This window comes from Roseibium marinum (genome assembly GCF_002906165.1).
Lineage (GTDB): Bacteria > Pseudomonadota > Alphaproteobacteria > Rhizobiales > Stappiaceae > Roseibium > Roseibium marinum.
This window is the reverse complement of record NZ_PPCN01000006.1, coordinates 250,746-267,154: the sequence shown is the minus strand read 5'-3', so window position 1 is coordinate 267,154 and position 16,409 is coordinate 250,746. Positions and strand designations below refer to the sequence as shown.

Here is a 16,409-nt window from a genome sequence, read left to right as displayed (position 1 = left end):
GAATTTCATGACCTTGTCTCAAACCCGCATAGCCGATGCCGCCGAGGCCGGTCAGTACACGGCCCGCAGCTATCAGGGACATCGCAGCTTCTGGCAGGGCTGTGCCGCCGAGGTTGAGACGCCTTTCCAACTTTCCGGCATCCCGGGTTTCGCCTCCCTCGGTGCCGGTGGCGGGTCTCACGAGGTTGTGCTCGGCTCAGAGGCGGACGCCGTGCTTGCGCGGATCTCGAAGGGTGCTCCGCTTCCGCAGTTCGTCGTCATCACGGCTGCCATGAGCCTCGCCCTTTGCACGCATCTGGAAGACGACCACATCGTTTTACGGACGCCGGCGCTTGCATCGGGCGAGGCCCTTCCGGCTGGCCATGAAACCGTGCCCCTGGTGCTTCCCGCCATGGTGACCGGAACGGTGCGTGAGTTTCTTGGCGCGGTGAATACCCGTATTGCCGAAGCCTATCGCCATCAGGACTGGCCGGTCGATACCTTTCTGCCCAATTCCGCGGGCCTGTCGAGTGACGTGCTTCTGGTTGACCCCGCGAACCATGTGCCGTTGACGCCGCACACAGAGGCCGCGCTTCTGGCGGAGATCGTCAGGGGCGAGAGGATCACCCTGCGTCTGTCCAGCCCGGCCGGGATACTTCCCGATTTTTATCTGCGCGCGCTGTCGGATCTGACCGCGCATCTGCTTTGCCAGTTCGCGGATACCGGGGCCGCGCTTGCCTCCCTCGATCTCGTTTCAGATCGAAAGACGGCCAGGGCCGTCGTCGAAGGTCCGGCACCTGCAGGGACGCCGGAGGACACGATTGCAAGCCTGTTCGCGGAAGTTGTCGCCCGGCACGGCCAGAACGCCGCTTTGATCACGGCTGAGGAAACCGTCAGCTACGATGCGCTGGCGGCGCGTGCCGGCGGTGTCCGGGCCCGTCTGCGCGAACTTGGCGTTCAACCCGGCGATGTGGTTGGCCTTTTCGTCGATCGCACACCCGACTGGATCGCGGGACTGATCGGCATCATGGCGCACGGCGCCGTCTATCTGCCGCTCGACCCGGAACAACCGGAGACCCGGACAGCCGACATTCTGGATCAGGCGCGGCCCAGCCAGCTGTTGGCGGCAGGAACTGTGCCGGAGGCGTTTTCCGGCCGGGTGCTGCGGATTAACGCGATCACACCGGTCGACTGCGATCTCCACGCGGATGGCCCCGGGCCGGACGACATAGCCTATCTACTGTTTACTTCGGGTTCCACGGGCACACCCAAGGGCGTCAAGGTCGCCCATCACGGGTTTACCGTCATGATCCGGGATCAGATCCGGCGTCTCGAAAACAGTCCGGCGGATACGGTCGCACAGATTGCGGCCGCAACGTTCGATGCGTCGCTTTCCGAGATTTTCATGGCCTTGCTTGCCGGTGCGAAGCTCGCCCTGCTTCCGGCGGAAACATTGCGGATGCCCGACCAGCTGCGGGAAACCTTCGCGCGGCATGACGTGACGGTGGCCACATTCACGCCCCGCCTTCTGGAAACGCTGAATGGCGCACCGCTGCCGACCCTGCGCGCGCTCCTGACGGCGGGAGATACGGCTCCGCCCGCGCTGATCGGACGCTACGCCAGGGAGTGTACGGTCTTCAACGCCTACGGTCCGACGGAGTGCTCGGTCTGCGCGACGATGTACAAGGTGGAACCCGGGGACGAGGCGATCCGTGTCCTTCCCATCGGACATCCGATTGCGGGAAACAAGGTGGAAGTGCGAGACGCGACCGGGCGTCCCCTGCCTGCGGGACTGCCGGGAGAGATCGTGGTGTCGGGTCCAGGTGTCGCCCGGGGATATCTTGGCCGCGACGCCGGTGAGCCGCCTTTCGGACGGAATGAGGAAACGGGCGAGCGAATCTACGCCACCGGGGATTACGGTATCCATGATGCCGGCGGCGCGCTGGTCTATCTGGGCCGCCGCGACGGGCAGATCAAATTGCGCGGTTACCGCGTCGAGCGGGGAGAAATCGAGGCCGCGCTGGCGGCGCACCCGGCTGTAGCTCAGGCGCATGTACCGGTTCCGGCCGAAGGCGGCCCGCTTCTGGCCTATGCCGTCCGCCGTGATCCGGTGGAGGTCTGGCCTTCGATCGCCGAATTCTTCGTCTACGACACTCTCGCCTATGGCGCTATGGCGGGCGATACGCGGCGCAACCTCAGTTATCGCGCCGCGATGACGCGCCAGGTCACGGGCAAGGTCGTGCTTGAGATCGGTCCGGGCGCGGAGGCGGTACTGACACGCATGTGCGTGGAGGCCGGGGCGCGCAAGGTCTATTCGGTAGAGATTGATCCCGTCACGGCCGAAAAGGCGCGCGCGCGCATCCACGCGGCGGGGATGCGGGACCGGGTCGAGATCATCACCGGTGACATCATGTCGGTGACCTTGCCCGAGCCCGCCGATATCCTGGTGGCGGAGATCGTCGGCAGCATCGGCGGGTCGGAGGCCGCGGCCTATCTCGTAAATCACGCCCATGGCCTGATGCGGACCCCGCAATGCCAGATCCCGGCGCGTAGCGTGACACGGCTCGCCGGCGTCGATCTCGCCGGACTGATAGAGAGACCGGGATTCGCGCCGGTGGCGGCGGCCTATGTCGAGCGGATTTTCGAGCAGGTCGGACGTCCGTTCGACCTGCGCCTGTGCCTGAAAAACCTGCCGCATGACCGGCTTCTGACAAGCCATGACGTGCTGGAAGATCTCGACTTCCGAGCGCCGATGGCGCTGGAAGACACGCATCGGATACGGCTTGAGGTAAATGCTTGCGGACGCATCGACGGCTTGCTCGCCTGGCTTCATCTGGTTGTGGATGCGGATCATCCCGACGAGGCTGTGGACATTCTGGAAAACCCCTCCAGCTGGCTGCCGGTAATCCTGCCTCTCGAGGGGCCCCTGGAAGGACTTCAAGTCGGGGATGTGCTTGAAGGGACGGTCACACGCACCGTTTCGGCGAACGGCAGAAATCCGGATTTTGCGATCGAAGGGGTCTGCCGGCGCATCGACGGGACGAGGGAGCATTTCAGTTGCGCCGCGCCGCATGCCGCCGATGGTTTCCTTGCGACGTCTCTGCATCGGACGGTATTCGGGTCGGGGTCAACGGTGCCGGTTGCGCCGGCCGCGGGACCGGCCGAGTTGCGCGACTGGCTTGCCACCCGTCTGCCGGACTACATGCTTCCGGCGGAAGTCGTCCCGCTCGACCATCTGCCTCTGACACCCAGCGGCAAGGTCGATACGGCTGCCCTGCCACGCCCCGCCGTTCAGGCGTATGTGGCTCCCCGCGACGCGCTGGAAACCGCGATCCTTTCGGTTTGGCAGATTGTGCTTGGCGCCAATGAAATCGGCGTGACCTCCGATTTCTTCGCCGCCGGTGGCGATTCGATATCGGCCATCCAGATCGCATCGCGGCTGGGCAACGAGGGTATCGTTACGACCGCCACCGATATCCTGAGCGAGAGTACCGTTGAATGTCTGGCGCAGACCGTCTTGCGCGGCAATGACGCCTCCCTGGCGGATCAGGGCCGCGTGACCGGCCGGATGCCCGCATTGCCCGCGCAGAAATGGTTCTTCTCGTCTTTCAAAGACCATCGCGACCATTTCAATCAGGCAATGCGCCTGCGTCTGCAGGGCCGGGCGGATCGGGCGGCGGTCGAGACCGCGCTGGCCGCGCTCGCCGAGCATCACGACGCGCTGAGAAGCCGCTTCGATCCCGCCGAGCCTCTGCCGCAGATCGAACTCGCTGACGCCGTCGGGTCCGTGCCGCTCGCGGAAGTCACACCGGATGATTCTGATGCCGGCACGGCACTGGCCGACTTGCAGGAAAGTTTGAACCCCGGAGCCGGGCAAATGTTGGCGGCACTGCTGCTGCGTGGACCGGCGGCGGACGATCTCGTCATCTGCGTGCATCATGCGGCGGTGGACTGGGTTTCCTGGGGGATCCTTATCGCGGATTTCGACCGGGCCTATAGCGCGGCGGCTTCCGGCAAGCCTATCGTATTCGACGCCAAAACCGATCCGGTTAATGCGTGGGCACGGGATATCGAGGAGGCTGCCCCGAGGCTTGTGAAGGAAACCGGTTCCTTCTGGCGCGACATGGCCGCGCGTCCGGCGCGCGCGCTCACTCCTGCCGATCCCGGTCTCTATCGCGACGGCGAGAGCCTTGCGTTCACGTTGCCCGCCGATCTTTCACTCGCCGTCACGGGCGCGGCGAACGAGGCCTATTCGACCCGCCCGCAGGAACTGATCCTGACCGCGCTCGTCCACGCCCTTGACCGCGTGTGGTCACCGGGCGCGACGATGCTGCTTCTGGAAGGCCACGGCCGCGAACCCGCACTGAGCCCGCGCAATGTCTCGCGCACGGTCGGATGGTTCACGACCCTTTATCCGGTGGTTCTGGCCTCGGCTGAAGGTGAAGCCGATCGACGGATAAAGGCGGTCAAGGAAACCCTCCGCTCGGTTCCCGACAACGGCGCCAGCTATCTGCCCGCTGCGCTTGCCGCCGATGCGGACCCGGTATTCGCTGATCTCGTACCGCAGGTGAGTTTCAATTTCCTCGGCGGCGGATCAGGGGCGGACGAGGGAGCCTGGTCGGTCGTGGATGCGCCAGCCGGCCCGGTCGTGGCGGGGCAGCATCGCCGTGTCTGTCCCCTAGATATCGCCGTGGTTGCCCATGGCTCGGAAGTCGCGCTGACCCTGACGTGGAACGGCAAGGCAATGGAAGAAGCGAAGATCAGACGCCTCGCAGTCGAAATCGAGGCCGATCTGCGCCGCCTTTGCGATCACTGCCAGGGCCTGGGCCGGACCGAGCTCACCGCATCTGATGTTGCCATGTCGGGTCTGTCGCAGGACGAGCTCGAGGCATTGCTGGACGAATGACACCACAGCCCAATCTGCGGTTTGCCTCTGCTTTCCGGGGGGAGAGCGCTGCATGATCCGCAAGGACCGCATCCAGGATATCTACCCGCTTTCTCCCATGCAGGAAGCCATGGTGGTGGCGGGCCTGCGGGCACCCGATTCCACCGCCTATACCCAGCAGATCCGCATCGCGCTGAAAGGTCCGCTGGACCGGGCTGCCTTCGATGCAGCCTGGCAGCAGCTGATCGACCGTCACACGATACTCAGGACTGCCTTCATCCTGCGCAACACGCCGCGGTTTCTCCAGATTGTCCTGAAACAGGCGTCTGCGGAGGTAACCGCGCATGATCTGAGCGCTCTGGATCCGCGGGACCGGGAGGCCCGGACCGCCCGGCTTTGTCTGGCGGAACGGGTGCGGGGCTTCGACCTGGAGGCAGGACCGCCCTCGCGGATTCAGCTGGTGCGGCGATCACCGCAGGAACACCTGATGATCTGGACGCATCATCATGTGTTGCTCGACGGCTGGTGTCTCGGGTTGCTGGCCGAGGAATTCTCATCGCTTTATGCCTCCCTCTGCGCCGGCCGGCCATCCGGACTCGCGCCGGCCCGCGCCTACAGCAATTTCATCAAATGGGTGCAGGACAGGCCGGTTGAAAAGTCGCTGCCATACTGGAAAACCTATCTGGACGGTCACGAACCGATGCCTGCGCTTCCTTCTGGCGATGCGCCGCATTCAGGTGCGGGAACGGCAGATGTCGAGCGCACCCTTGATCCCGAGGTTTTGCGCGCGCTCGAGGAGCTCGCCAGCCGGTTGCGGTTGACGCCGGGTGCTCTGCTCCACGCCGCGTGGGGCGTTTTTCTCGCCAAATATACCGACACAAGCGATGCGCTGTTTACCTCTGTGATCGCCAACCGCCCTTCGGATCTGCCGGGTGCGGACAGGATGATGGGTCTTCTGATCAACGCGGTGCCGGTCAGGGTGCGTTTTGGCGAGGTAGAGAGCTTCGCGGACACCGCCCGACAGGTTCATGCCGACATGCTGGCGCGCGCGGACCATGAGCATGTGCCGCTTGCCGGCATTCAGGGAGCCGCCCCGCAGGCTGCCCGCGTCTTCGATACGCTGCTGATCGTCGAGAACTATCCTCTGGGCGGTGCGTCCGAGGCGGAAGCCGCGAGCGGGCTGCAGGCGATCCCGGAAGCGCTTACCGAAGAAACGCATGCGCCCCTGACACTGCAGGTTTCCCTGGCGGGGTCCCTTCACCTGCATTTTTCCGCAAATCCCGAATGTCATGACCGGAACATGCTGACGCAGTTTGCCCGCCATTTCGCGGATCTTCTCGAGAGACTGATCGCGGAGGCCGAAGGGCCACTGAACGAGCATCACCTGCTGGACTCGCAGGAGGCCCGTGCGCTCAGCCAGCCTCCGGAGGATCTGCCTTCTCCCGGCAGCATGGCGGGGCTGCTTGCGGCCCGGTCAGCGGAAATGCCGGACGCCGCCGCACTGACGGCCGGCGGCGAAACCCTGACCTATGCGGAGCTGTCCCGCAGGGCCGATCGGCTCGCGGCGCATCTCGGTTCCACGCTCGGCGTGCACCGTGGAGACAGGGTCGGTCTGATGCTGCCCCGCAATTCCTGGCTGGTGACGGCCATGCTGGCGCTGATCCGCATCGGCGCCGCCTATGTGCCGCTCGGTCCGCGCGACCCGGCGGCGCGCACCGGGTTCATTGTGGGCGATGCGGGTGTGAGCGCGCTCATCGCCGCGAATGAGGCCTCTCTGCCTTCAGGGTACGAGGGTCCCGTCCTGCGGCTCGGTGCGGAAACCGTTCTGCCCGAGGCTGCTTTCGAAGGGCCGGTCCCCTTGCCGGACGATCTGATCTATGTCGCCTATACATCGGGTTCCACCGGGCAGCCCAAGGGCGTCGAGATCGCTCATCGCAGCGTTTCGGCCTTCACCGAAAGCCTGCCCGCCACGCTCGGTCTCAAATCCGGTGAGCGTATCCTCGGGCTGACGACGCACACGTTCGACATTTCGGTTCTTGAACTGATCTCCGGTCTTGCGCTCGGCCTGGAAGTGGTTCTCGCCGACGACGATACCGCAGCCGACCCCCTGGCAATCTGCGATCTGATCCGCGAGCGCTCTATCGACGTGCTGCAGGTCACGCCTTCCCGCCTGCGCACGCTGGTCGATGCCGCTGGCTGGGAAAGTCTTGAGGATGTGGGGACGGTTCTGGTCGGCGGCGAGGCATTGCCCGCCGATCTTTTCAACGGGCTTCGCGCCCTTCCGAAAACGCGCGCGATCAACGTCTACGGGCCTACGGAAACCACCATCTGGTCGACTGCGCAGGACCTCTCGGACGGATTTTTATGTGTCGGCCGTCCTTTTCTCGGCGAAGGGGCTTTCATCCGGGGGCGCAACGGGCAGATCATGCCGGTGGGCACCGTTGGGGAATTGTGCCTGACGGGCGCCGGGCTGGGTGTGGGCTATCACGACAGGCCCGAACTCACGGCGGAGCGCTATCCCGGCCACCCGTTCGCGGTGTCTGCCAGATACTACCGCACCGGAGATCTGGCGCGCCGGCGCGCCGACGGCCGGTTTGAAGTGCTGGGGCGTCTGGACGATCAGGTGAAACTGCGCGGCCACAGGATCGAGCTTGGCGAGATCGAAGCCGCCTTGCGGCAGCTTTCGAGCGTGGACGAAGCGGTTGTCCTTGCCGAACATGGACCGTCGGGCGAGGTCCGCTCGCTCACCGCCTATGCCGTCCTCCGTCAGGGGGCTGAACCCGAAACGGTGCTCGACCAGCTCGCGGGCCGCCTGCCCGCCTACATGATACCTTCGGCGCTGATAGCGCTGCCGAAGCTGCCCCTCATGGCCAGCGGGAAAATTGACCGCACCGCCCTGAGACAGATGCAGGGAACGGCACCAGCCGCAAAAACCGGGATCGATCCGCCGCGGGACGATACGGAAACAGGCATAGCCCGTATCTTCGCGGAGGTTCTGGACAGGCCGGCTTTCGGGCGAACGGAGGATTTTTTTGCTGCCGGAGGGCACAGCCTGCTGACGGCCAGGGTGATCGGGCGCATCCGCCGCGATTTCGGATGCTCCCTGTCGATCCGTGAGTTTTTCGCCGAGCCGACCGTTGCCGGTCTCGCACGGCATGTGCGCGTGCGCGGCGGAGCGCAGGGGACGCGGATCGAGCCCGCGCCGCAGGCTGCCGACGATCCGTTGACACCCGCGCAGCAGCAGCTCTTCGTGCTCGACCGGATCAGGCCCGGGCGGGCCGATTATGTCGTATCCACCGCCTTCTCGCTTCACGGCTCCCTTGACGTACCCGCCCTGCGCCGGGCGCTCGACGGGGTGATGCAGCGTCACGAAAGTCTGCGCACGGCCTTCGTGATCAAGGACGATGGGCCGCGTCAGGTCGTCCAGCCGCCACGGCCTCACGCATTCGATCAGGGGGACGCGCCGGACCTCGCAAGCGCGCAGGACGCCGTTGCCGCTTTCATGGCGCGCGGGTTCGATCTTTCCGAAGGCTACCTGTCGCGGGTACTTCTCGTGCGGATCGACGAGGAAGAACATGTCCTGGCGTTCGCGCTCCATCATATTGTGGGCGACGCCATTTCGCTGGACGTGATCGCCCGGGATCTTTCCCGGCTCTACAACTCTGAAAAGGCGATGCGCGCCGATGCGCTGAAAGCCCTGCCGCTGCAGCAGCGGGATATCGCCCGCTGGATCAGCGGCCGGTCGGACGGCCCGGAAATGAGCGAAGCGGCAGCCTATTGGGCGGAGACGATGAAAGGGCCGGTTCCCCGGCTTGACCTTCCGCTTGACCGCCCGCGCCCGGCGAACCTTTCCGATGCGGGAGAAATCGTCAGCAGCGGTCTCGATCCGGACCTGTCGCTGGCGCTGCAGCAACGGGCCCAGGCAGCGGGTATCAGCCTGTTTTCCTTTGTCGCCGCCATCACCGCCTTTACCCTGACACGCTGGTCGGGGCAGGACGAAGTTGTTGTCGGCACCGCGGTCGCCGGACGCGATCTGGTTGAACTGGAGAGCCAGATCGGCCTTTATGTCAACATGGTGCCGCTCCGTTTCAGCGTCGCGGGCCACAAGAGCACGGATAGCTTCCTGTCGGCGGCGCACGCCGTCGTGCTTGGTGCGCTTGAGCATCAGCACTATCCCTATGACCGGTTGATCGACAGCCTGCCGATCCAGCACGATCCGGCGCGTACGCCGCTTGTCGAGGTGATGGTCGGATTGCAACGCCTGACGCGAAGCCGGGCTGAATTCGACGGGCTGACCGTCAACGCGCTGCCGCATGCCGGCCGGTCGGCCCGTTTCGACCTGACCTTCGATGTGGTGGAGCGCGAGGAAGGCTGTTTCAACCTTGAACTCAGCTATCGTAAAAGCGTTGTTCCCGCCGCGCGCGCCGAACGTCTGGCTCGGAGCTGGTGCCATGTCGCCCGTCAGATGGTCGAGACGGCTGCGATCCCGCTCGATCACCTGGCTATCCTGCCGCAAGTCTCGGCTGAAGAGCCTGAAGTAATCGCGCCTGATACGCTCACCGACATGTTTGCCAGGCAGGTGGCCCGAACCCCCGAAGCAACAGCGTTGGTTGAGGCGGGCAGGAGCCTGACCTATCGCAGCCTCGCCGACAAGGTTCAGACCCTGGCGCGGGCGCTGGTTTCAAGTCACGGTGCCGCACCGGGAGACCGGGTCGGTCTGTTTCTGTCCCGGTCGGCCGACGCAGTGATCGCCCTTCTTGCGATACAGCACGCGGGCGCGGCTTATGTTCCGCTCGATCCGAAGTTGCCGGATGCGCGGCTCCGGCAAATCGCGGAACAGGCGGGTATCGCTCTTGTGGTGACCGGTGAGGAGGAGGAGACCCGCGCCAAGGCATTCCTCACGGCACGTGTGGCAACCGTTGCGGACAGGACGGACGCGACAGCCGCTCTGCCTTCTGTCGGGCCGGATGACCTGGCTTATGTCCTGTTCACGTCCGGCACCACCGGTGCGCCCAAGGGTGTCATGATCGAACACGGCAGCGTGGCAAACCTGATCCGCTGGATGAACGGAACAATTCATGGTGGCAGAGACGCGGTGCCGGGCCATCACGCCGCCCTCGCGTCGCTCGCCTTTGACGTTTCGGTACACGAGATCTACGCCGCGCTACTGTTCGGCCATACCCTGCACATCATCCCGGATGAGATCAAAACCGATCCGCGCGGCCTTTCCGCGCAAATAGCCGGAGACGGCATTACCTCGCTCAGCCTGACCCCAAGCCTTCTTTCCATTCTCTTGGACGCTGGTCAGATCGATTCGGCCTGGCCGGTCCGCACACTCCTGCTTGGTGCCGAGGAACTGCCGATCCCGATGGTCGAAGCGGTTCGCAAGGCCGCACAGCAGACGGATTTACGCATTTTCAATCTCTATGGCCCCAGCGAGGTCTGCGTCGAAGCAACGTGGCACGAGTTCGAAGCCGACCTGACACGCGAAAGCGCGGCTCCGATCGGGATGCCGATTGACGGGGCCGAGGTGCTGATTTGCGATGCGAATTTGCGCGCACTGCCGCCTGGGATCGTCGGGCAGATCTGTATCGGCGGCCCGGGATTGGCGCGCGGTTATCTCAACGCGCCCGAACTCACGGACGCCGCTTTTGTGCCGCATCCGCAGCGGCCCGGCGCCCGGCTCTACCTGACGGGAGATTTCGGCTACCGCCGCGAGGATGGGGTTCTGATGTTTTGCGGCCGGCGGGACCAGCAGGTGAAAATCCGCGGCTATCGCATCGAGCTTCTGGAGATCGAACGGCAGCTCACCGCTCTGCCTGACATTCGTTCGGCCGTTGTGACGGCTCCGGAGGGACCGGCGGGACGTGAGCTGGTGGCCTATGTTGTCGCCGGAACGCTGGATGCGGAGGCTGTACGGCAGGCGCTGGCCGAGGTTCTTCCGGCATACATGGTGCCGGAACGCTATGTCCGGCTCGACAAGATCCCGCTGAATGCATCGGGCAAACTGGACCGCAGCCGGCTTCCAGCGCCCGGCGAGCCGGTCGCCGCCGGCACGCCGCCCCGACCCGGCCGGGAAACGGAAATCGCCGTCCTGTGGACGCGTATTCTCGGCATGGAAAGGGTCACGCGTGAGGACGATTTCTTCCGCTGTGGCGGGCACAGTCTGGCCGCGATCCGCCTGCTGACCGCACTGGAGCGGGAGACAGGTGTCACCGTGCCTCTGGCGGACTTCCTGAGACGTCCGACAGTGGCGGGACTTGCCGCGCTCAGCCTGGAGGCGGGCACCGCAGATGAAATCCGGCCCGCGCCGCCGGCCGCCGATTATCCGCTGTCTCCGGCACAACGCAGGCTCTGGGTTCTCAACGAGATCGATCCGAAAGCCTATCTCCTCAATGTTGCCGTCAGGATCGAGGGGCCGCTCGATCCCGACCGCCTGGCACAGGCCTGCGCGCAGGTCGGCGCCCGGCATTCGGCGCTCGGGACCCGGTTCGTCACAGCCGGCGGTGCGCCAAGACAGATCCCGGCCGCCTGCGAGACAGGGCTGTCGCAACACGATGCGCGCGGCTGGAGCGAGAGCCGGCTTCAGGATGCGCTGCGGCAGGCGGCACAGACGCCTTTCGATCTGGAAACAGGACCGCCCCTGCGGCTGCAGCTCTGGCGCAGTGCGGATGAGCGGGCGCTGTTTCTGCTCAGTCTGCATCACATCGTCGGCGACGCCGGGTCGCTCGACCTGGTCCTGAACGAGATCTGCGTTGTCTACGATGCCCTTGGGACGGGCGAGACGTCACCGCTTCAACCGCTTGCACTCCAGGCGCACGACATCGCCGTCCATGAGAACGGCCTGCTTGCACGGCTCGAGGCTGGAGAGAAAAGCCCGCTTTCGGCGGCACGCGATTATTGGCATCAGCAGCTTGCGGGAGGACCGATCCGTCTCGATCTGCCTTCCGACCGTCCGCGGCCCAAGGTCAAGACGAGTGCCGGGCGTACGATCCCGTTCACCGTGGATCGCGCCCTTGCAAAGGCGCTGACGGATCGGGCGGCGTCCGCGCAGGGCGGCCTCTTTCCGCTTCTCACCGCTCTCGTGAAAACCCTGTTTCATCGCTACACGGGCGAGGAGGATATCTGGCTTGGAGCCGCCATCACGGCGCGCCAGGGGGTGGAGCGGGCGGCCCAGGTCGGGTTCCAGGTGCAGACCGTGGTGCTGAGAGACCAGGTGTCGGGGAACATGCCGTTCGCCGCGCTTGTCGACGCTGTCGCGGAAACCATCGTGCAGGCCACCACCCACGCCGCCTATCCGCTCGACAATCTGATCGCCGAACTCAACGTGCCGCGCGATACGAGCCGGGCCGGACTTTTCGACGCGATGATCGTCTATCACGTGAGCGAAGCCCAGCCGGATGGGATGAAGGACCTGTCCTTCACGCCCGTGCCGCTTGCCGATGACATTGCCCGTTTCGACCTGACCGTGCACTTCTCGCGGGACGGCGACTGCCTTTCGGGTGCTATCGAATTCAATACCGGTCTTTTCGACGCCGACAGGGTCACGCGGCTGATCGAGCATCTGCTGCAACTTGCCCGGAGCGTGGTGGAAGCCGGCGATCGCTCGGTCTCTGCCCTCGACATGATTCCGCCACCGGAACGGGCGCTGCTCTCGGCCTTTTCCACCGGACCTGCCGCTCCCATGCCGACGGGTACGATCCACGATGCAGTCTGGGTACAGGTGGCGCGGACGCCGGACCGGGTGGCCGTCGCCGGTTCCGAGCCTCTTACCTATGCCCGGCTCAAGTCCGACGCGCAGGACCTTGCCGCCTGGCTGGTCGATACCGGCAAGCTGGTGCGCGGGGAGGCGGTCGGTGTGTGCATGGAGCGCGGCTCCGACCTCGTGACTGCCATTCTGGCGGTGATGGAGGCGGGCGGCGTCTATCTGCCGCTCGATCCGGCTCATCCGGAAACGCGGATGGACAAGGCGCTGTCTGAAGCGGGATGCCGGTTCGTCCTTTACGATGCGGCCGGTCAGGGCGTGTCTTCGGTGGCGCCGCCCGTTGCCCGCTACAAGAACCTGATACTGGGCGGCCGCGCGACCGGAGCGCCCGGTCTCCATCCTGAGAGCGCCTATCTGATCTTCACGTCAGGCTCCACCGGCCGGCCCAAGGGGGTCAGGGTCGGACATGCCGCTTTCCTCAATATGGTCGCCGCGCAGGTCGAGACTTTCGGGATCGTGCCCGAGGATCGTGTCCTGCTGTTTGCCTCACCCGCCTTCGATGCGTCCCTGGCGGAGTTGTTCACCTGCCTGACCAGCGGCGCGGCGCTAGTTCCGGCAACGGCTGAACGGATCCGCGACGGCGCGGAGTTCGCCAGCTGGATGACACGTGAGCGGATCAGCGTCGCAACTCTGCCACCGGCCTATCTGGCGGCCCTCGACCAGCCGGAACTGCCGCATCTGCGCGTGTTGATTACCGCAGGTGAAGCGCCGCTGATCAGGGATGTCGCGCACTATGCCGGGCGGCTTGATTATTTCAATGCCTACGGCCCGACGGAAAATGCGGTTTGTTCGACGATACAGCGCGTGAAATCCGCCGGTTCTATAATTCCCATCGGCCGGCCGATAGCCAACACCCAGGCCCATATTCTCGGCGCCGATCTGCGCCCCGTTCCCATCGGAATCCCGGGGGAAATCTGCGTTGCCGGGGCCGGACTTGCGCTGGGCTATCTTGATCCCGGGCAAACGGCGGCGCGCTTTGTCACCGGGCCGGATGGCAACCGCCTCTATCGCACGGGCGATCGCGGGACCTGGGCCGCCGAAGGCACGATCCTCTATGCGGGCCGCGACGATGCGCAGGTGAAGATCCGCGGACAGCGAATCGAGCTGGGCGAGATCACGGCGATACTGGAACAGCATCCGCGGGTGCAACAGGCGCTCGTCCTGCTGCGCGGCGAAGCTCTGCTTGCCTATGTGGTCGGTACCGGGCAGGAGCGCGAATTGCGCCGCTATGCCGCCGCAGAACTGCCTTCGGCAATGGTCCCCGCACGCATTGTCGTGCTGGATGCCTGGCCGTTGACGTCCAGCGGAAAGATCGACAGGGCAAGACTGCCCGAGCCGGCTTCCCAAAGCCCGCGGGAACATGCCGTCCCGCTACCGGGCCTGGAGAGCGAAATCGCCGAAATCTGGATGCAGGTGCTTGGCACCGGACAGATCGGCCGCCATGACGACATTTTCGACGTGGGGGCGGACTCCCTGAAGATCGTCCTTCTCGTCAATGCGCTCAAGAAACGCGGCTTTGCCGTCGGTGTCGCCGATCTTTATCTTTACCGGACTGTCGAAATGCTGGCGCAGCATCTGCGTGCTCCGGCACCGGTGACCGCGGACCGGCGCGCGGCTGATGACGGCCCGGCGCCGGTGACGGCGATCCAAAGCTGGTTCTTTTCCCGGTTCGACGGCAACCTCAATCACTTCAACCAGTCGGTCACGCTGAGGCTGGACCGCGATGTTTCCTGCAACGAGATTCGTGAGGCACTGGTCAGTCTCGCCGAAAAACACCCGGCCCTGCGGACCCGCTTCCGAAGGATCGCCGGTACCTGGAACCAGGATCGCGAGGGACAGGCAAGCGATGCCGTCGGACCGGTCGAACAGCACCGGGTGGTGAGTGACGCTGAGGCGAACGATATCGCCGAGGATATTCAGCGCGGGCTGGACATCTGCAAGGGCCGCCTGATCGGCGCGGCGCGTATCAGCCATGAAGTCGAAGGCGAATTGCTGGTTCTCGTGATCCATCATCTGGCGGTGGACGGCTACAGCTGGCGGCTGATCCTGCGGGATCTGACCGATCTTATGACGGGCCGGCAACCGGCTCCGCATGATGGCTGGACGATGGGAGATCTCGCCCGTGCCGAGCAGGATCTGCGCGCAATGCCTTCCCTTTTGCGCGAGCGTGCCCAGTGGATGCGGCTGCTCGGTTCCGTCTCCGCGCCGCCGTGGGCTTGTGCTGCGCCCTGCCGGCAGGACGAGACGCGCGAGGTCACTCTGACACTGTCCGGTGAAACAACGGGACGCATGCTGCGGGACGCGGGGCCCGGAGGAATGGAAAGCATCCTTCTCGGTGCCCTCGCGGCAGTGCTTCGTACGCACCTGCCGGTCAGGGATCTCCTGTTCCTGCTTGAAGGACATGGCCGGACCCCCCTGGTGCGCGCCGCCGATCTTTCCGACACAGTCGGCTGGTGCACAACGATGTTTCCCCTGGCTCTTCCCGCCGGCGCGCAGGATACGCCGGCTGCTGTGGCCGCGGCGATCTTCGCTCTGCCGGCCGGCGGCGCCGGGTTCCTGCGGCTGTTGCGGGACGATCCTGTGCTCGCGGAGCGGATACGCGGCGCGATCGTCTTCAATTACCTTGGCGAGTTCGGCGCGCCAACTACGGAAACCGGTCGGCAAGGTCCGGCGGTGATCGGCTCGCACGGCACCATGACCGATCCTGCCGCTTCGTCCCTGGCTCCCGTCGATTGCCTCGCGGTGGTGCAGAGAGGGCGTCTTTCGGTCACGCTGCGCGCCAATCCGGAGGTGATCGCACCGCACCTGCTTCAAGCGATGCTGGACGACATGATGCAGAAGGCCGCATCGCGGGAGCTGCAAACCATCGCACACACGGCACAGCCAAAGCCGATGCGGCCGTATGATGTCCCTCCATCCGACCCGCCGGTCCTGCTGAATGCCGGGTCAGGCCCCGATCTCTTCGCAATGCCGCCCCTGCTGGGTTACGGTTCCGCATTCACGCAGATGGCCACAGCGCTCAGGCATATACGGCTGCACGCCTTCGATTTCATCGAGGCCGAAGACAGGCTGGAGCGTTACGCCGACGCGATCACCGCCATCTGCGGTGACAGTCCGATCCGGGTTGTCGGGCTTTCGGGAGGCGCATTGCTGGCCTTTGAGGTGGTGAAGCAGCTGGAGGCCGCCGGACACCGGGTCGCCGATCTGGTCATTCTGGATACGCCGGCAAATCTCGATCCGATCGTGCGTTCGAAGAAGGAGGTTGAGGCGAAAATCGCCAGCGACCTGGCTTATTTCCGCGACCGGATGGTTTCAGAGGACGGGAGCTATGGCCGGGCAATCCGGAATGCCGAAGCCTATGAGGCATTGGTCGCCAAAATGCGCAGCTTCATCACCTATCTCGATCCCCTGGTGACGGCGGGCAGGATTGCCGCCAATATTCATCAGGTCCGCTCCGAACAGACCTGGCAGACGGATGCCGCGTTTGAACGCTGGGGCGAACTGACAAGCGGCTGCTACAGGGTCCGCCAGGGATTCGGGAACCATGCGGACATGCTCGACCCGACCAGCGGTCCGGCGAACAGCGAAATCGTCGAGAGAATTCTTGACGAAGGCAAGGGAGGATCCGCGGTCCTGGACACCACATTATCCGCGGTTTCCCGGAAACCGGACTGAGATCAATAGCAGTTTAGGGACTGAACAGACCTAAGGAGTGTCGCGTCAAATTGAATTCAGGAAATCGCCCGAACGCATTTGCAATGCAAACGCTGCCTCGGGCGT

At 64.8% G+C, this 16,409-nt stretch carries 2 protein-coding genes; both read left to right on the top strand.

Translation table 11 applies throughout. The features are described from left to right. Window positions 1–7: 7 nt before the first annotated feature. Window positions 8–4,885, top strand: a complete 4,878-nt coding sequence (locus tag CLV41_RS15595) for a non-ribosomal peptide synthetase (RefSeq protein ID WP_103223333.1) — start codon at window positions 8–10, stop codon at window positions 4,883–4,885. 52 nt (window positions 4,886–4,937) lie between these two features. Then, entirely contained in the window at window positions 4,938–16,304 is an 11,367-nt protein-coding gene (locus CLV41_RS15590) for a non-ribosomal peptide synthetase (RefSeq protein WP_170107214.1), read from the top strand. Window positions 16,305–16,409: the final 105 nt, after the last annotated feature.

Bases quoted from the DNA above. Each gene is read 5' to 3' on its own strand.
- CLV41_RS15590 (WP_170107214.1), top strand. From the start codon at position 4,938: ATGATCCGCAAGGACCGCATCCAGGATATCTACCCGCTTTCTCCCATG.
- CLV41_RS15595 (WP_103223333.1), top strand. From the start codon at position 8: ATGACCTTGTCTCAAACCCGCATAGCCGATGCCGCCGAGGCCGGTCAG.